General features: G+C 59.7%; 15 protein-coding genes. 5 read left to right on the top strand and 10 right to left on the bottom strand.

What is annotated here, in order from left to right; genetic code table 11:
- Positions 1-233: 233 nt before the first annotated feature.
- A complete protein-coding gene (locus VNT00_RS08185) occupies positions 234-1,193 on the bottom strand; it encodes a glycosyltransferase family 2 protein (RefSeq protein WP_325586307.1) in 960 nt (319 codons plus the stop codon).
- Positions 1,194-1,389: 196 nt separating this feature from the next.
- Between VNT00_RS08185 and VNT00_RS08190 the strand changes: the two genes are divergently transcribed.
- Complete coding sequence (locus tag VNT00_RS08190) at positions 1,390-3,237, top strand: hypothetical protein (RefSeq protein ID WP_325586309.1); 1,848 nt, start codon at positions 1,390-1,392, stop codon at positions 3,235-3,237.
- A gap of 64 nt (positions 3,238-3,301) precedes the next feature.
- Here VNT00_RS08190 and VNT00_RS08195 read toward each other — a convergent pair whose 3' ends face one another.
- The gene (locus VNT00_RS08195; protein WP_325586311.1) at positions 3,302-3,772 is read right to left on the bottom strand and encodes a DUF4351 domain-containing protein; all 471 of its coding nucleotides are present in this window, start codon (positions 3,770-3,772) and stop codon (positions 3,302-3,304) included.
- A gap of 147 nt (positions 3,773-3,919) precedes the next feature.
- On the opposite strand from VNT00_RS08195, the gene VNT00_RS08200 reads away from it, so the two are divergent.
- A complete protein-coding gene (locus VNT00_RS08200; protein WP_325586313.1) occupies positions 3,920-5,167 on the top strand; it encodes a flippase in 1,248 nt (415 codons plus the stop codon).
- 19 nt (positions 5,168-5,186) lie between these two features.
- On the opposite strand, the gene VNT00_RS08205 is transcribed toward VNT00_RS08200, so the two are convergent.
- Together VNT00_RS08205 and VNT00_RS08210 are read right to left on the bottom strand one after the other, a co-directional pair.
- Positions 5,187-5,501 carry a type II toxin-antitoxin system RelE/ParE family toxin gene (locus VNT00_RS08205; protein ID WP_325586315.1) on the bottom strand — a complete coding sequence of 105 codons (315 nt, stop codon included), beginning with the start codon at positions 5,499-5,501 and terminating at the stop codon, positions 5,187-5,189.
- Positions 5,498-5,758 carry an antitoxin gene (locus VNT00_RS08210; protein WP_325586317.1) on the bottom strand — a complete coding sequence of 87 codons (261 nt, stop codon included), beginning with the start codon at positions 5,756-5,758 and terminating at the stop codon, positions 5,498-5,500. Before VNT00_RS08210 ends, VNT00_RS08205 begins: the two co-directional genes overlap by 4 nt.
- Before the next feature lie 224 nt (positions 5,759-5,982).
- Between VNT00_RS08210 and VNT00_RS08215 the strand changes: the two genes are divergently transcribed.
- Positions 5,983-6,372: a type II toxin-antitoxin system RelE/ParE family toxin gene (locus VNT00_RS08215; RefSeq protein ID WP_325586319.1), complete on the top strand. Its 390-nt coding sequence runs from the start codon at positions 5,983-5,985 to the stop codon at positions 6,370-6,372.
- Positions 6,350-6,667: a helix-turn-helix domain-containing protein gene (locus tag VNT00_RS08220; RefSeq protein ID WP_325586321.1), complete on the top strand. Its 318-nt coding sequence runs from the start codon at positions 6,350-6,352 to the stop codon at positions 6,665-6,667. Before VNT00_RS08215 ends, VNT00_RS08220 begins: the two co-directional genes overlap by 23 nt.
- A 67-nt stretch (positions 6,668-6,734) precedes the next feature.
- Here the strand turns inward: VNT00_RS08220 and VNT00_RS08225 are convergent, their stop codons facing one another.
- Genes VNT00_RS08225 through VNT00_RS08245 form a run of 5 tightly spaced genes read right to left on the bottom strand, consistent with a single transcriptional unit; the run spans position 6,735 to position 13,905 of the window.
- The gene (locus tag VNT00_RS08225) at positions 6,735-7,877 is read right to left on the bottom strand and encodes a glycoside hydrolase family 3 protein (protein WP_325586323.1); all 1,143 of its coding nucleotides are present in this window, start codon (positions 7,875-7,877) and stop codon (positions 6,735-6,737) included.
- The gene (murC, locus tag VNT00_RS08230) at positions 7,874-11,683 is read right to left on the bottom strand and encodes a UDP-N-acetylmuramate--L-alanine ligase (RefSeq protein WP_325586325.1); all 3,810 of its coding nucleotides are present in this window, start codon (positions 11,681-11,683) and stop codon (positions 7,874-7,876) included. Before murC ends, VNT00_RS08225 begins: the two co-directional genes overlap by 4 nt.
- A complete protein-coding gene (locus tag VNT00_RS08235) occupies positions 11,683-12,342 on the bottom strand; it encodes a YdcF family protein (RefSeq protein WP_325586327.1) in 660 nt (219 codons plus the stop codon). Before VNT00_RS08235 ends, murC begins: the two co-directional genes overlap by 1 nt.
- The gene (locus tag VNT00_RS08240) at positions 12,339-13,088 is read right to left on the bottom strand and encodes an ABC transporter ATP-binding protein (RefSeq protein WP_325586329.1); all 750 of its coding nucleotides are present in this window, start codon (positions 13,086-13,088) and stop codon (positions 12,339-12,341) included. The genes VNT00_RS08235 and VNT00_RS08240 overlap by 4 nt, the downstream gene beginning before the upstream one ends.
- A 16-nt stretch (positions 13,089-13,104) precedes the next feature.
- On the bottom strand, positions 13,105-13,905 hold the full coding sequence (locus tag VNT00_RS08245; protein WP_325586612.1) for an ABC transporter permease: 801 nt from the start codon (positions 13,903-13,905) through the stop codon (positions 13,105-13,107).
- Positions 13,906-14,293: 388 nt separating this feature from the next.
- Between VNT00_RS08245 and VNT00_RS08250 the strand changes: the two genes are divergently transcribed.
- Positions 14,294-15,589, top strand: a complete 1,296-nt coding sequence (locus tag VNT00_RS08250; RefSeq protein WP_325586331.1) for a flippase — start codon at positions 14,294-14,296, stop codon at positions 15,587-15,589.
- A 37-nt stretch (positions 15,590-15,626) separates the two neighbouring features.
- Here the strand turns inward: VNT00_RS08250 and VNT00_RS08255 are convergent, their stop codons facing one another.
- Entirely contained in the window at positions 15,627-16,553 is a 927-nt protein-coding gene (locus VNT00_RS08255) for a lysylphosphatidylglycerol synthase transmembrane domain-containing protein (protein WP_325586333.1), read from the bottom strand.
- Between the last annotated feature and the right edge of the window lie 47 nt (positions 16,554-16,600).

Genomic DNA, 16,600 nt, shown 5'->3' on the forward strand with positions numbered 1-16,600 from the left:
ACTTTTCACCGGAATGAGGGAGGTGTGTGCACGCATAGTGTTCTCCTAGTGATGAGCCTGCGTATCGCAATGCGAACGTCATTGGAAGGCACAGGCTAGTGGCTAGGGATGCAGGCTATCAGAAGGTAGCCCCACAGTCGGTAGTCTCGGGACATTTTTGCGTCCATTGTCGCCGCTAGGTTAGGCGCTGGGCGCTATGAAAGGGCAGCCCATTGCAATGGGAGAGTTCACACCTACCCCCTCCGATGCACTCCCAAATAGTGCAACTCCGCCCTCTTCCTCTCATGGTGCGCAATCGAATCCAGTATCACCCCAATCGCCAATAACAGCACCGCTACGGTCTCCAGTGCCGCGGCCAGAATCGCCAAGGGCACATGGGTGATATAGCGCGTGGTGAACCAGTCGTCGAAGACGGGGATGGCGGCGATGAGGCCGGCGATGGCGAAGAGGGCGCAGAAGGCCATGAAGAAGGCCAGCGGGCGGTAGTAGCGCAGGATCTGGGCGATGGTGACGATGACGCGGGCGCCGTCGGAGAAGGTGTTCAGCTTGGAGACGCTGCCGGCGGGGCGGTCTTTGTATTCGACGGGAATTTCCAGGATGCGCATGCGCCGGTGCAGGGCGTGCAGGGTGACGTCGGTTTCTATTTGGAAGCCTTCGACGAGGATGGGGTAGGTCTTGACGAAGGATCGGTTGAAGACGCGGTAGCCGCTCATGATGTCCACGAGGTTGGCGCCGAAGAGGCGGTTGACCAGGTTCTGGACAAGTCCGTTGCCGAAGTTGTGCAGGGGGCGCTTGTTCTCGCTGGCGTAGTGGCCGCCGGAATGGCGGTCGCCGACGACCATGTCGGCCTTGCCCTCGAGCACGGGGCGCAGCAGGTCGTGCACGCGGTCGGCGGGGTAGGTGAGGTCGGCGTCGGCCAGGACGTAGGCGTCGGCCTCGGTATCGAGGAAGGCGCGGCGCACGGCGTTGCCTTTGCCTTGGCGAGGCTCGTCGATGACTTCGCCGGCAATATTCAGCCGGGCCAGGGTGTCGGCGGCGATCTGGTGGGTGGCGTCCCGGGAGTTGTTGTTGACGACAACGATGCGGGCCTGCGGCAGTTGGGCGTGAAACGCTTGGATGGTGGCCGCGATGGTGAGTTCTTCGTTATAGGCGGGCAGGATGACCGCAATGCTGGGTGTGTTCGTGGTTGTCATGTTGGGCGAAATCAGGCGAAATGAAGAACTCCGGCCCAATACAGGGGCGTCTTCGGCGCCGTATCGATATGGCCTCGCTTGACCTCGGCCTGAAGGCCGGGGCTTGCGCTTTGGCGTGTGGTCACGGCTCCGTCATCACGGTTCTATAGGGCGTTTGCTAGAATTGTAGCCTTTCCTTTTCCTCTTCCCCCGGCCAATGTTTCCCGAGCTGTTCAAGGTTCTTGCCGCCATGGCGCTGTTCGTGCTGCATTGCTCCGCGCTGGGTGGGGCGCTGTTGCCATCGGCGTTGCGGGCGCGCTCGGTTGAGTGGGGCGGCAATGGCTGCCTGAAGTGGTTCTTTGCCCTGTGCCTGGGCATGCTGGTCAATATTGCCATGTTGTTCGCACTGGGCATGGCGGGGTATTTGAGCAAGCCGGCGGTGTTGGCCGTGGCGCTGGCCGCTGTTGTGGCGGCCTTGCCGCGACTCCACCGGCAGTTTCACGCCCCTCCTCATTCACCAATCCCCAGTGTTACACCAAGCTCCAACCCAAACTCACCGGATCCGAGCCTTAAGGCCACGCGAATCGCGACCTGGGTGGCGCTGGCCCTGCTGTTCTTCCTGTCCGTCGTCGTGGCCTTCCACCCACCGGGGCATTGGGACGACACCATGTACCAGTTGCCCTTGGCGCGGGGCTATGTTCAGCATCAAGCCATTGTCCTGAACGAATACCTGCGGTTTCCCCTGTTCCCCCAGAACGTCAACCTGCTGTTCGCGCTGGGCTTGATGTTTGGCGGCGATGTGCTGGCGCAGGCGTTTTCCTCGTTGCCGATCTTTGTGATGGGGCTGGGGCTGGTTGGCGTGTCGATTCGCCTGTTGGCTTCCCCAAATGTGGGCATTCTGGCGGCGGCCGGGCTGTTCATGATAGGGCCCATCAAGCGCACCCTGGGCTATGCGTATATTGACAACGGCCTGGGCATGTTCTGCTGGGCGGCCATTGTTGCGATGATGCTGTGGTCGAAAGAAGACCAGGCAAAGCGGTCGTGGCATTGGGTGATTCTGGCGGGCCTGATGGCCGGGGGCGCGGCGGGCAGCAAGTATTTCGGCGTGGTGCTGGCCGCCATTCTGGGTGCGTATTTGCTGCTGGCGCGGCGTGACTGGAAGGCTTGCCTTGTTTATGGTTGCTCGGTGCTGGCGGCAGGCTGCTGGTGGTATGTGCGAAGCTTTGTGATTTCCGGCGACCCGATCCATCCGGCGGGAGGCGGCCTGTTCGGCTATTATCTGTGGGACGCCGGCGACTTGCTGCTGCAGACCCAAGAGCAGGCCATGCATGGCGCATCGCACAACCCTCTGTATATCTGGGCGGCGCTTAAAGACGCGCATGTGACGGTATGGGCGCTGGCCCTGCTGGGGTTGCTGCTGACCAAAGTGCCCAAGCCCATCCGCGTATTGCAGGCCGTATTCGTGGCCTATTTCCTGTTCTGGTTCTATGTGACCCAGGTGTGGCGCTACTTGGCGCCTGTTTATGCGGTGGCGACGTTCCTGTCTTGCTATACGCTTTACCGCTGGTACGCATGGGCTTCCAGGTTCTTCAAACGGATTCATCCTGATGCGGCTCGTGCCAAGGCATTGACGGCAGCCTTGTTGACCGTGTTGCTGGCGGTGTATGCCGTCGACCGCTTCCAGGCCTATAAAGGGCAAATGGAAAACTGGGACTCCATTCTGGAACAGGATCCCGGCTACCGCCTGTTCCAGGCCGCCAATGCCCATATTCCCGAACTTGGGCCAAAGCTGGTGCAGCTTGGTTTCGAGTATGACGTCTATTTCTTCAATGGCACGGTCATTGGCGACTGGTTCGGGCCGGGCAGGTATCGCAATCTGCTGGACTGCGTGGGCACCAAGTGCCAGCCCATTGGGCCAGCGGCCATGTCCAGGTATATGGAGAAGGCGGGAAGCCGGATGCTGGCGGTGTCAACCAAAGAGTACCCGGAGTTCGACGCAAGCAAGTACAAGGGGGCGTTTACGGTGCTGGCTGAATTCCCGGGAGGAGTGTTGTTAAAGCGATGATTCGCCAAAACTAAAGCGTAGCCACCGCTGTGTCTTTGTCCGGCATTGTTGTGGCAAGTACAGGCTATTCCCGAAACACATCTTCCATGGTCGTAGCATCCAGAATATTCAGCGACCAGGTTTCCAATTGCGCTGAGGTAGCGGCTTTCAGGCGCTGCTCAGCCTCGTCAGGCAGAGGGCCGAACTTACGGGCAAGCTGACGCTTCAGCAGGACAAGCTCACCTTCTTGTCGTCCCTCGCGCCGCCCTTCCTGCAACCCTTCCATTTTCCACTGATGTGTCCAGGATCGTGATTGATCTGCCAACATATCGGTAATCTCCAGTAAATCGTCCACGGGCGGCACCTGCACCTGCGGCAAGGCCCGCGGTAGCAACACGTGGCGGGTCCAGCTTACGAATGCGCGGCGCAGTTCGCGGTATTGCGGCCCTTCGGTACAGTTATACACGGTTTGAATGAGATTTTGTGTGGCCTCCAGCCAGGGGCCGCGCACAATGTTGCGGCGGAGAAGCTCCGGCCCTTGGGCCGGGTTCTTCACCTGGAGATCATGGCTCGGAATGAGGCTATCTTGCTCAAAAACCGTGTAAAAGCGGCGATACGATATGTAGCAAACACTCCGTAACGTCCTATAATCCAACGTTTGGCCCACGCACAGCACCTGAATATGTCTTTGCGGCGCAACTCGATGTGGAATTTGGCGGGGACAGGATTGCCTTTGCTCCTGGGCGTCGTCACGATTCCGTATTTGATAAAGCATATCGGAGTCGAAGCGTTCGGGATTCTTACGCTTATCTGGTCGCTGATCGGCTACTTCAGCCTGTTCGATTTTGGGCTGGGCCGCGCACTAACCCAGCGGGTGGCGGCAAGCTTGGTTTCAGAAAATACCCGCAACGTGCCTCATGTGGTGAAATCCGGCCTGGTATTCATGGCTTATACCGGCATAGCGGGCGGCATACTATTAGCGCTGCTTGCCTACCCCTTGGGCAGCGACTGGCTGAACGTAAGCCAGCCTTTGCAAGCCACTACCATCGGCAGCCTGTTCGTGGCCGCGCTGGGCATACCGCTGGCCACCGTAACTTCCGGTTTGCGAGGGGTGCTGGAAGCCTACGAAGACTTCAAAACGGTAAACCTGCTAAGAATCGTGCTTGGCATTGCCAATTTCGGCCTGCCCGCGCTGAGCTTCGTGTTGTTGGGGCCTTCGCTGGTGTATATGGTGGCCATGCTAATTGCGGCCCGCCTGGTAGTGCTGCTGGCCTATGGTGCACTGGCTCATAGACGCATGCCGGAAAGCTGGCTAAAAAGCACGGCGCAAGCCAACGACGTGAAGGACTTGCTGTCGTTCGGGGTGTGGATGACGGTTTCCAATATTATCAGCCCGCTTATGGTTACCGCCGATAGATTCGTGATTGCGGCGGTGCTGGGGGCAAGCGCCGTGGCCTACTACACGGTGCCGTTCGAAATGCTGGTGCGCGTGCTGGTGATTCCTTCCGCCCTGACCAGCGCCTTGTTTCCCAAGCTGGCTTCCACACTGAAAACCAACCCGGCTATTGCCCGGATGCTTTATTGGCGGTCGATGAAGCTGATGTCATTGACGCTGTTGGGCATAAGCCTGGCTATTTGCCTGGCCTCGTACTGGGGGCTGGCACTATGGCTGAACGCCGATTTTGCGTCGAGGTCGTGGCTGATCGTTTGCATTCTAAGCGTGGGCATTCTATTCAACGGGATTGCCCTGGTGCCTTTTTCCGCCATACAGGCTGCGGGCGACGCCAAAACCACGGCGCATTTGCATGTGTTCGAATTTATTATTTATGTGCCTGTGCTGCTGATAGCCCTGGATGTGTTTGGCCTGCTCGGGGCGGCGCTGGCGTGGGTGTTTCGGGTTGGGTTGGATCTGGTTTTACTGCTGTGGCGGGGGAAAAGGTTTTTTGGGTGAGAGGGGATGCAAGCCTACGTTATAGCCCCAGTCTTTCCTTCAATCGTGCGATAAGATCCATCCTTTCATGCAAGATCGCTAGGATCAGCGTCTGCCGATTCTGTCGGGGCAGACAAAAGAGCACATGCTTCCCTGCCCGTCCTACCCGCAAGCCAGGAAGCAGATCATCCAGTTCTTTGAAGACACCGCGGCCTTGGGCTACTTCACAAGCAGCAGCTTCTAGCTCAGCAACATAGGCAACGCTCTGTGCTTCACCCCAAGTCTCAACGGTATAGCGGACAATGCCCCGTAAATCCGCAGCGGCCCCACGGGAAAGAACGTAGGGCTGGGTCATTGTGCCTTGTTGCGGCGCAGTTCTGCCATGGCGATGTCGGTGATGCTACCGTCCTCCAGCTCGCCGCGCTCAGCCTGGGCCAGGCGTTCGTTGAGCAAGGTCTTTAGTGCATGCAGAGCCTGCTCCTCCCCTACCGCTTTGGGAAACAGGCGCTCCAGGGCGTATTGCTTGATGGTCTTGCCTTCTAGAGCAGCCATTGCCTTGAGAGCCTGGTGCTGCTGGTCGGTTACGTCTATGGTCAGGCGGCTCATGGGCATACCTCTGCTTACTGGTCTGGAATCACCACATTACCACAAATGTGGTCTTTAAAGCGGGCACGAGACCGCCACATCAGGGAAACTCCGAAATCAGCTAGCTATCGTCTACTCAGTGTAGACCTTCTAAGGTTTCCGGAAGGCCTATTCTTAGTGTTTCGCGTACCCTTGTCATCCCTATTTTTATATAATACTATGTGTTATATTTAGTTTGCCAAGGCAGCTGCATGAGAGTTTTCAAGAACGCGTGGTTCGAGCGGTTCGCCCGCAAGCAGGGCATCGCCGACGAGGCGCTTCTGGAAGCCGTCGGGCGCGCCGAGCGAGGGCTGGTTGATGCGGATCTAGGCGGTGGCGTCATTAAGCAGCGCGTGGCGAGGCCGGGGCAAGGCAAGTCGGGCGGTTTTCGCACCATCATTCTGTACCGCACTGCGGAGCGGGCTTTCTTCGTGTACGGGTTCGCCAAGAGCGATCGGGCCAACATCGACGATAACGAAGATTCCGCGTTCAGGAGGGCGGCGGAGTATGTGCTGAGGCTGTCGGAAGCGCACTTGGCAGAGCTGATTGGCAAAGGGCAATTTACGGAGATACACGATCATGGCGAAGAAATACCGGAGTGAAGCCTACGCGGCCATCCACGAGACTATGGAAGCCCTGCATGAGGTCGGCGCCATCGATAAGCAGACCATGCGCGAATTTGACCAGTCCTGCCTGACGCCCGCCCAACCCATGCCTCCCGAGCGCATCCGCGCGCTTCGCGAGCGCGAACATCTGTCGCAGCCGGTTTTTGCGCTCTATCTGAACGTGAGCAAGAATCTTGTTTCCGACTGGGAGCGCGGCGTGAAGAAGCCCGGCGGGCCGGCCTTGCGCCTTCTGACTGTGGTGGAAAAGAACGGCATTCAGGCCATCGCCTGACCGGGTGGAGGGGCTTTTAAATCACAGTCTCCACATCAGGGAAACTCCGAAATCAGCTAGCTATCGTCTACTCAGAGCGAGAGCTTGCGAGGGCCTGGCGTCTGATGGCACGCACCCGTTCCGCCGCTGCCATGACCTGTTCCTCGCTTAGTACGCCCCGGGCAATGGCGGTACGGACCCAGCTTACTGCGCGTTGGGGCATCAAGGGGTCGTAGCCGAATAGGTTCTTGACCATGAGCAGGTCGCTGCCGGCGGCAATCGCCTGTACGATGGCGTCTTCTCTGCCCATGATGTGGCTGACCGCTCCCATGTCGAGATCGTCCGTTACGACGACGCCCTGGTAGCGCAGGCGTTCGCGCAGCAGGCCGGTCACGATGGGGGCGGAGACTGTTGCCGGCCGGCCATCTGGCGCTACGGGGTCGAGTCGAAGATGGCCGGTCATGACCATTGGCGGAGCATGGTTCGAAGCGAGCACGCGGGCGAACGGATCCAGTTCGGCCTCCGTCCAGGTTGCGGAGATGTCGGCCGCGCCGTCGTGGCTGTCGCTGACCGCGCGGCCATGGCCGGGAAAGTGTTTGGCCGCGCATAGGATGCCCGCGCTTGCGAAGCCCTCTATGAACGCTTGGGCGTAGGCCGCGATGTGTTCGGGGTCGGTGGAATAGGCGCGTCCGAAAACGCCTATCGCGGGGTTCGTGGGTTCGTCGACATCCAGCACCGGCCCCAGATTGATATGGAAGCCAAGCGCGGCCAGTTCGCGTCCGGCTTGAGCATAAAGCGAACGGGCCTCTGCCGGCGACATCGTGGCGGCGATGTCCCGGGCTGCGGGCAGGGGGGTGAAGCCGTGCGCCGCGGTCAGCCGTTGCACGATGCCGCCTTCATGGTCGATGGCCAGCAGCGGTTGGCTGGCCCCAGAGCGGAACAGGCGCAGCAGGCCGGCTATCTCTTCGGCGGTGCCGATGTTCTGGTCGACGAAGAAGACGGCCCCCACCTGGCCGCGGCGGGCTTGCCGGGCAAGCAGGCGCGCGGAAGGCGATGCGGAACTGGCACCGTAGAAGCCAACCAGCAGCAGGTCCCCGACCGCCGCGGCCAGTTTGTCGCGCGGCCGAAACCAGCCGAACCAGGCAATCGGATAAGCAAGCATGCCGATCGCCATGCCCAGCCCACCCTGAACATAGCGCCGCAGCCGGCGCAAGGTCCTGCGGACAGTCACGCGATCTCCCGGCAGTCGAGCGCCGCTTCCAGCCTTCGCGTCAAGTGATGGGCCACGAACTGCACGGCAGGCTCGATGCAGGCGGCGCCGTGGCTGCCGGGGACTATGTCGATGCTGACGCCGCCGGGCAGCACGGCCTCGTAGGCTTCCAGGCCCGGCCCGCCAGGCTGGAGGGGATTGAGAAAGCTGTCCTCGGCGGTGATCAGCGCGACGCGGCCCGAATAAGGCTGCGGCCGGCCAGGCTCGATCAGCACGAGCAGCGGCACAGCCCCGTTTTCGGCGGCAAGCGACTCCGCGACGATCCGGGCGATGGTTCCCCCCTGGCAGACCCCGGCCAGCAGCACGATGCCGCGCGGCGAGAGCGCCGTAATCTCTTCGACATAACGGGCGGCCAGTTGGCGGATGCCGCCCAGCCCGTTATCGATGACGAGATGGCCGGAACGCATCCCATGCACACGGAAGGACGGAGCAAGGCGCGCCGCCAGCGCGGTGAATTCACTCTCTACCTGGCAGCACAAGAACAGGTCGTATTTTGCGTCGGGCGGGCCGAGGCTGGAGATCAGGTGTTCGGGCGAGAGGCGGGCGCCGGGCCAGTGCCCGCACAAGTCTCGCATGCGCCGGTAGATCCGGCTTGCCATGAAGCCTTGCCCGCCAGTGGCGGCGCCGTCGCGGTGCCACAGCAGTTCGTCGAGTTGTGTCGCCATGTGCGGCAGCATTTCGATGCGGCCGAAATAGCCCGGCGGCACGGTAATTTCGAAGCGTTCCTCGATGAGCAGGATAAGTATCAGGGAAGCCAGTGAATCGCCCCCCAGCGCCGGAAAGCGATCGAGCCGGCCGACCGGCTCGGCAAGGGTCAACACCTCTTGCCACAACAGGGCAAGATGCTGCTCGGTCTCGTTCGCCGGCGGCCAGTATTCTTTCGCGCGCGTGACGCTGCGGTTGCCATACTCTGTGATCAGCCTCTGGCGATCCTTCTTTCCGCTGGGCGTCAGCGGGATGGCGGGCACGAATTGAATGCGGGAAGGCACCGCGCTTTCCGGCAGCCACTCGGCTAACGCTTTTGACAGGGTGGCGGGGTCGGGGGCGCTATCGCCCGCCGCCTGCACAAAGCACAGAAGCGCCGGGCGCGGCTCTTTGACAAGGCAGACTGCTGCGTCGACCACATGCTTCTCGCGAAGCACGGCGCGTTCGATCTCGCCCAGCTCGATGCGCACGCCATGCATCTTGACCTGCGTGTCGACACGCCCGATGAAGTGCAGCGTGCCGTCGGGGTTACGGCGAACCATGTCGCCCGTGCGATAGAGGCGCCGGCGTCGCCGCCCGATGGTTGTTTGCACAAAGCGCTTGGCTGTTTCCTCGGGCCTGCCGAGGTATCCTTCCGAGACGCCCGGACCGGCAAGACACAACTCACCCATCTCGCCCGCCGCGACGGGGCGCAGCGCCTCGTCCAGCACATAAGACTGAAGATGGCCAAGCGCCATGCCGATGCTGACTTCCGCACCCGGTTCGCATAATGCGGCCGTGGCATAGATGGTTGTTTCAGTCGGGCCGTAGACGTTGAAAAAACGCCTTCCCGTTCCCCAGTCCTTGACCAGTTCGGGCGGACAAGGTTCGCCGCAGGCAATAATGCAACGTAATTGAGCCAGCGCGCGCGGCCGCGCACTAGCAAGCAAGCTCGGCGTAATAGAGAGGTGGGTCGCGCCCAGTTGCTTCAACGCTTCCGCCAGGCTTTCCCCGCCCAAGGGCCTGGCGCCGCCAACAGCCAATGCACCGCCGCCGGCAAGCGTGCCGCAGATCTCGGCCAGCGACACGTCGAAACCTATAGACGTGTTGAGCAGCATCCGAGTCCCCAGGTCGATTTCGAAGCGGTTTACGGTGTCGTGCAAAAGGGCGGCAAGCGAGGCTTGCTGAATACGGATTCCCTTCGGGTATCCCGTCGACCCCGAGGTGAAGCATATATAGGCGCCATCACGCCCCCGCGGGGCCTGCGGCACCGTGCCGCCGCCAGCGCGCAGCGTCGCAGCGGAAATGACGGGCACCTCGGCCGTCTCGTCATGCGCAATCATGGCCGCGGCCTGGGCTTGTTCCAGCATATAGGCGCGGCGCGCCCTGGGCAGCGCGAGATCGAGCGGCAGGTAGGTGCTGCCTGCCTTCATCACGCCGAGCAAGGTAATGATCAGTTCCGCCCCAAGCGGCAAGGCCACGCCAATGACAGCGCCAGCCAGGCCACGCAAGGCGAGGCCGGCAGCGACCTCGTCGCTGGCCTGGTCGAGCTCGGCATAAGAAAATGTGCCATCACGCCCGAGCAGCGCGGGCGCATTGGGCGCGGCGCACGCGGCCGCGCGAAACAGCGCAACAAAGGTCTGCGGCCGACGCCAGGAATCTGCAATGCGCTGCGCCCAGCGCTGTCGAACATGCGTGATAACGGGTGGCGTAGTTTGCGCAAGAGACGATGCCGCCGTTGGCGGCGCCATGGCCAATTGCTTATGCAGCTGTTCGGCGACCCCGGCCATGTGGGCGCCTCCCATGACCAGCAGGAAATCGCCTTCGCTGACGTCACGGCGTATGCCCGCGACCAGGCCTTCAACCCCCTCATGGTGAATGACAGCAACGCCGCGGCGCTGCAAGCCCGAGGCTATGGCCGCACTGCCGCTTGACCGCGCGTTTTCGCCGTCGTCGTCCACGTCAAGCAGAAACACCTGGTCGGCCATGGCAAGGCTTTCGATGAACTCTTCCTGCAGCCGTTGCACCCGCGAGTGCAGCAATGGCTGGAAGGCGGCAACGAGGCGGCGGTCCGGCGCCACGGAACGTGCCGTACGCAGCGTTGCAGCGACTTCCGCCGGGTGATGGGCGTAGTCATCCACGATGCGAATGCCCGACACCTCGCCAAACTCTTGCCAGCGGCGCGCCACACCCGTGAAGCGCGTGAGGCCGCGAGCCATGGCCTCCGGAGCAACACCCAGCGCCTGGCAGGCCGCCATGGCGGCCAGCGCGTTGCGGCGCATATGGTCGCCGGGCTGGTGCAAGGTGATGGGGGCAAGCTTTTCCCCCCGCAAGCATGGGGCGAAGGGGGCGGGCCATGGCGAGGCGGAAACGCTGCAATCGGCATCCAGGCCGAACGAAATGACCTTGCCGCCCGGCAGCCCAAGACGCGCAACGCCTGGATCTTCGCCGGATGCGACGACGACGCGGGCGCGGCGGGCGAAAGCAGAGAAGGCATCCTCCAGGGCAGCTTGCGATGCGTAATGATTGACGTGCTCGTCATCGACATTGGTGATGACGGCGATGTGGGGTGTCAGGGCGTCGAGATTGCGAAAAGCCTCGCAGGCTTCGGCCACGAAGATATCGCCGCCGCCTGGCCGGGCCCGCTTGCCATCCAGGCTGGGCACATCGGCACCGAGCGCGAAGCCGGGGTCCAGACCCGCTTCGGTCAGGATGCAGGCGATCATGGCGCTTGTCGTGGATTTGCCGTGCGAGCCCGCAACCATAAGGCCAGGGCGACCTTCCCGCAGCAGTTCCAGGCATTCGGCGCGGCGAATCACCGGAATTCCGCTATGGCGCGCGCTTTCGACCTCGATGTTGCCGGTGGGAATGGCATCGCTTACCACGACCAGCTCCGCACCTTCCAGTTGCGCCGCATCGTGATGCAAGATGATTCGCGCCCCGTCCTGTGCAAGCTGGTCAAGAACCGCCGAGTGCGCCCGGTCGCTGCCGGTTACCGTACGGTTGGAAGCAAGCAAATACTGCGCCAGGCTTGCCATGCCCGCACCGCCTATTCCCACCAGATGCACGTGTGCCGGAAGCATCAGAACCCCCCAATATCGCCCTGCTGGGCGTAGGTGCCGATGGCGATGAGTTCGCGCATGACGTGAACGCGCCCAGCTTCGGTCTGCCACCATGTCTCGGCGGGCAGGTCGTCGTGCCGTTGCGAGGGCTGCATGACCAGGCGCAGATGCGCCGGCCAATGGCGTCGCGCCGTCATAAGTGCCCGGCGCGCATGGTAAGGCTTGGAGACCAGCGCGACACGGCGAATGCGATTCCAGCCAATCTGCTCTTCAATAATAGGGGCGGAGAAGACGAAATTTTCCCGGGTATTGGTGGATTCGGTCTCGAGCAGGATAGCGGCTTCGGGAACGCCACGCGCAAGCGCGTAGTCACGAAACTGGGCAGCTTCCGGCACCGGCTGCGGCGCGGGCCCGTGGCCCGAGATCATGATGACGGGAGCCAGGCCGCATACATAGAGATCGATAGCCTTATCCATATTGGTGGGTGTGGGGCACCCCAGAACAAAACACAGGTCGACGGGTTCTGGCGGATCTTCCACATACAGGAATTGGGTAATAGCGGCGCGCGACTCCAGGCCGGCGATATCCACCGAAGATGTGGGTGCCTGACTGGATTGGGTCGACCCAAGGCGCTTGAAGCGCGCACGCAAATGTTGCAACAACACCGAAGCCCCGTTCACGGTTGTTCGCCAAAATACGCATTACAGACTGTAACGGCGTCGCTGTCCATACGGATTTTTCCGTGTTCCAGCCAAATGGCACGGTTGCAGGTGCGTAGAATCAGCTCTTTTGAATGGCTGGCAATGACAAGTATATGGGTCGACTGCACCAGTTCCTGCATGCGCTCTTCGGCCTTGTGCTTGAACCCCTCGTCCCCCACCGACAGCCATTCGTCCATTAAAAGGATTTCGGGGCGCAATATGGTGGAAACGGCAAAGGCCAGGCGCAAGTGCATGCCGGTGGAATAGGTGCGTACCGGCATATTCACGAAATCGCCCAGCTCGGAAAATTCAATAATTTCATCAAGCCGTTGGGTAATTTCGGCCTTGGAAAGGCCGAGCAGGCCGCCGCGCAGGAATATATTTTCGCGGCCGGTGGCCTCGGGGTCTATGCCCAGCGAAATGGCGATCAGCGACCCGATTTCACCCTGTATATGCGCGGTTCCGGCTGACGGCACATAAACGCGGCTTAGCAGGCGAAGCAAAGTCGTTTTGCCGGCGCCGTTATGGCCCAGCAAGCCCAGGCGGTCCCCGTCTTTCAGAGAGAAGCTCAAGCCTTCCAGGGCGCGAACAACCACATGCCCGTTCTGGTCCGCGCCCAGTTGACCCCCGGTGGCAACCTGGAGCAGGCGTTTTTTCAAAGATCGGCCATTGGCGTTGTAGATTGGAAAATCAACGCAAACATTATTGAATTCGATATATGCCATGGCTGATTTCCCCGCTTTATAGCCAATAGGCAATACGATGTCTATAGCGGCCATACACAGCCAGTGTCATGCCCCACCCGATAACGGCCATTCCAATCGCCACCCCCCAGTTGAGGGCGCTTGGGGTTTGATCCAGCAAGGGCGCGCGAACCAGCTCAAGCAGATGGTAAATAGGGTTCAGATTCAGCAAAAGAGGCCCCACACGTTTAGGCATAAGGCTGGGCATCCACATTACCGGGGTCAGGTAAAACACCACCTGAAGGACGCTGGCGATAATTTGCGGCAGATCCCTATACCTGGCGCAAAGCATGGCGACAAGCAGGGCCACCCATGCCAAATTGACAACTACCAGCAAAAAGCCGGGAATGCAGGCAAGCATTGCCCAATTGGGCCATTTGCCAACAGCAAGCAAAACCAGGGGGAAAATGACGAGGTTATGGCCAAGAATCAGCGTGTTTCGCCATATCATGCGCAGAATATGCAGGAACAACGGCAGCGGCAGCTCTTTAATGATTCCTTCGGCCTCTATGAACCCTGTGCAGCCCTCGGTAACGACCGACGAAATAAACCCCCAAAGAATCAGGCCGGCAGCAAGAAAAGGCAAGAATTCCGTCATGGGGGTGTTGAAAATGCTGCCGAACACCACGCCAATCGCGCCTATCATTACGCCCATGCTGACAGTCAGCCAGAATGGCCCCAACGTAGAGCGCCGATAGCGTTGGCGGACGTCCTGCCATCCCAACATTCCCACCAGTGGGTAGCGCCGCATTGCTGCGGCAATATCTGTCCAGGCAGTGGCTATAGGGCTGTTGTGCATCAAAGTTTAAGCATATAGGTGCCATTGGGAAGGCGTTGGCGGGCATGCGCGCCAGTATAAAGTATGCGGTTGCAATGTTCTCATCTTGTTATACACTTTACCGCTGGTGTGCTTGGGTTTCCAATTTTTTCAAGTGAACCCACCCCTGCGGCGGCGGGAACCAAGGCGCGGGTAGCGGCATTGCTTACCGCGCTGCTGGTGGTATTCGCTGGCAGCCGCCTCAAACCCATAAGGAACAAATGGCAAACCGGGGTCCTGTTTTTGAACCGGGCCTTGGTTATTGCTTGTTCCAGGCCGCCAATACCCAAGTTCCCTGGAGGAGTGTTGTTCAAGCGATGATTCATTAAACAAAGCGCGGCCACCGAATATGTCTTTGCGGCGCAACTCTATGTGGAATTTGGCTGGAACAGGATTGCCGTTGATCCTGGGCGTCGTCACGATTCCATACCTGGTAAAGGGCATAGGGGTTGAGGCATTCGGGATTCTTACGCTTATTTGGTCGCTGATTGGCTACTTCAGCCTGTTTGATTTTGGGCTGGGCCGGGCCCTTACCCAGCGGGTAGCGGCAAGCCTGGCTTCAGAAGATATTCGCGTCGTTCCCCATGTAGTGAAATCCGGCCTGGTGTTCATGGCCTATACCGGTGTAGCGGGCGGAATATTGCTGGCTTTGCTGGCTTACCCTCTGGGCAGCGACTGGCTTAATGTAAGCGAACCTTTGCATGCTTCCACCATTGGCAGCCTGTTCGTGGTTGCTTTGGGCATACCGCTGGCTACCGTAACCTCCGGCTTGCGGGGGGTGCTGGAGGCTTACGAAGATTTCAAAGCCGTAAACCTGTTAAAAATCGTTCTAGGTCTTGCCAGCTTCGGCCTGCCTGCCTTGAGCCTTAAGGTGCTCGGGCCGTCGTTGGTGTATATGGTGGCATTGCTTATTGTTGCTCGTTTGGCTGTGCTGCTGGCTTATGGCGTATTGGCTCACAAGCGCATGCCCGCCGGTTGGTTTAAAAGCGCTGCGCAAGCCAATGATGTGAAAGATTTGCTGTCGTTTGGGGCGTGGATGACGGTTTCCAATATTATTAGCCCCCTTATGGTTAATGCCGACCGGTTCGTGATTGCGGCAGTACTAGGGGCAAGTGCCGTAGCCTATTACACGGTGCCATTTGAAATGGTGGTTCGCGTTTTGGCGATTCCCGCCGCCCTGACTGGCGCCTTGTTCCCCAAACTGGCTTCCACCCTAATCAGTAACCCGGCCATAGCTCGGATGCTTTACCGACGCTCCTTAAAACTTATGGGCATGGTGTTGCTAGGCATATGTGTGGCAATTTGCCTGGCATCGTATTGGGGGCTGGCGCTATGGTTGAATGCCGATTTTGCGTCCAAGTCGTGGCTTATCGTGTGCGTATTAAGCATAGGTGTGCTACTTAATGGCATTGCCTTTGTCCCGTTTGCCGCCATTCAGGCTGCGGGTGATGCCAAAACCACGGCGTACTTGCATGTGCTTGAGTTTATTGTGTATGTACCGCTGCTATTGGCAGCTCTGGACATGTTTGGTCTGGTAGGGGCGGGTTTGGCCTGGGCATTTCGGGTTGGGCTAGACTTGGTTTTGCTTTTGTGGCGGGCGAAAAGGAGTTTTGGTGAGCGTGCAGCTGCCGTGTATCAACAAGCACGGCATCCAACGAGCGAATAGTTTGGTGACCAGTAACGTTCACTTCAAGGGGGAGTGATCAAGTCATCCTTCTCTCTAGTACCCCGCAAGCCATCAACCCGCACAGCACCGCAAACCACAGCGTTGCGAATCGTATTCCGACTGCTGCCAAAGTTGCTTGTGCGGTAGAAATGCCAAAAACTGCCAGTAAAGCGACGATGGTGACTTCAGTAGAGCCTATCCCTCCCGGCATCATAGAGGCGGCCCCTGCGAGCATGGCAAGGGGATAGATGGCTATAGAGGGTAGGAATGCAATTGAAATGTCCAGTCGGCCTAGCAGCCAGGCAAAGGAAAGAGCTGTGATCGACCAAGCCAGAATTCCCAAGGCTAGTGAAACTAGTATATCCAGGGGAGTTAGCCATGTCCGGCAGGCTAGCAGCCCCTGCTTGAGCGCGGTAGCTAACCTTGCCAGTCTTTTGAGGCGCCAACGGCGCAAAATGGCAGATAGCCGGCCGAGCCACTTTATGCGGCTGGCGGCCAATATAACCAAAGCAAGCAGCAAAGCGACAAATACAAGAACAAACGGGAAAATGTTGGTTTGGGTAAGCGCCAGGCAAGATAGCGCTAGTACTGAGACCAGGTCGAACGCGCGCTCAAACACGAAGGCGCCAAAAACATTGCTGGGTGGAGCCCCCATGGGTTGCAAATATCGGATGCGGATTAGTTCGCCGACTTTGCTTGGCGTGGCGGTAAATGCGAACCCTGAAATATAGGCAAAAAACCCGAGAAACCAAGGGGTTGTGTTACCTGCCCGGTTCAATAGCCAGCGCCAGCGCACATAGCGCACCACATAGGAAAGTAAGGCTACGCCCATTAAGGTAGGTAGGGCTGCCGCTACGGAAGGAAGTTGGGCAAATACCTGGTTGTGGGAGTCGGCCCAGCTTAGCGCAAACAGGTATAACACTGTAATCAATACCAGCCCAATCAGCGTGCGTCGAACCTTCATGGTTGGGTGTTATGCTGCCGCGCCATCATGTAACAAACTCCAGGTTA

It is taken from the genome of Eoetvoesiella sp. (assembly GCF_035555955.1).
Taxonomy (GTDB): Bacteria; Pseudomonadota; Gammaproteobacteria; order Burkholderiales; family Burkholderiaceae_B; genus Eoetvoesia.

Bases quoted from the DNA above. Each gene is read 5' to 3' on its own strand.
- VNT00_RS08185 (WP_325586307.1), bottom strand. From the start codon at position 1,193: ATGACAACCACGAACACACCCAGCATTGCGGTCATCCTGCCCGCCTAT.
- VNT00_RS08190 (WP_325586309.1), top strand. From the start codon at position 1,390: ATGTTTCCCGAGCTGTTCAAGGTTCTTGCCGCCATGGCGCTGTTCGTG.
- VNT00_RS08200 (WP_325586313.1), top strand. From the start codon at position 3,920: ATGTGGAATTTGGCGGGGACAGGATTGCCTTTGCTCCTGGGCGTCGTC.
- VNT00_RS08205 (WP_325586315.1), bottom strand. From the start codon at position 5,501: ATGACCCAGCCCTACGTTCTTTCCCGTGGGGCCGCTGCGGATTTACGG.
- VNT00_RS08210 (WP_325586317.1), bottom strand. From the start codon at position 5,758: ATGCCCATGAGCCGCCTGACCATAGACGTAACCGACCAGCAGCACCAG.
- VNT00_RS08215 (WP_325586319.1), top strand. From the start codon at position 5,983: ATGAGAGTTTTCAAGAACGCGTGGTTCGAGCGGTTCGCCCGCAAGCAG.
- VNT00_RS08220 (WP_325586321.1), top strand. From the start codon at position 6,350: ATGGCGAAGAAATACCGGAGTGAAGCCTACGCGGCCATCCACGAGACT.
- murC (WP_325586325.1), bottom strand. From the start codon at position 11,683: ATGCTTCCGGCACACGTGCATCTGGTGGGAATAGGCGGTGCGGGCATG.
- VNT00_RS08240 (WP_325586329.1), bottom strand. From the start codon at position 13,088: ATGGCATATATCGAATTCAATAATGTTTGCGTTGATTTTCCAATCTAC.
- VNT00_RS08245 (WP_325586612.1), bottom strand. From the start codon at position 13,905: ATGCACAACAGCCCTATAGCCACTGCCTGGACAGATATTGCCGCAGCA.
- VNT00_RS08250 (WP_325586331.1), top strand. From the start codon at position 14,294: ATGTGGAATTTGGCTGGAACAGGATTGCCGTTGATCCTGGGCGTCGTC.
- VNT00_RS08255 (WP_325586333.1), bottom strand. From the start codon at position 16,553: ATGAAGGTTCGACGCACGCTGATTGGGCTGGTATTGATTACAGTGTTA.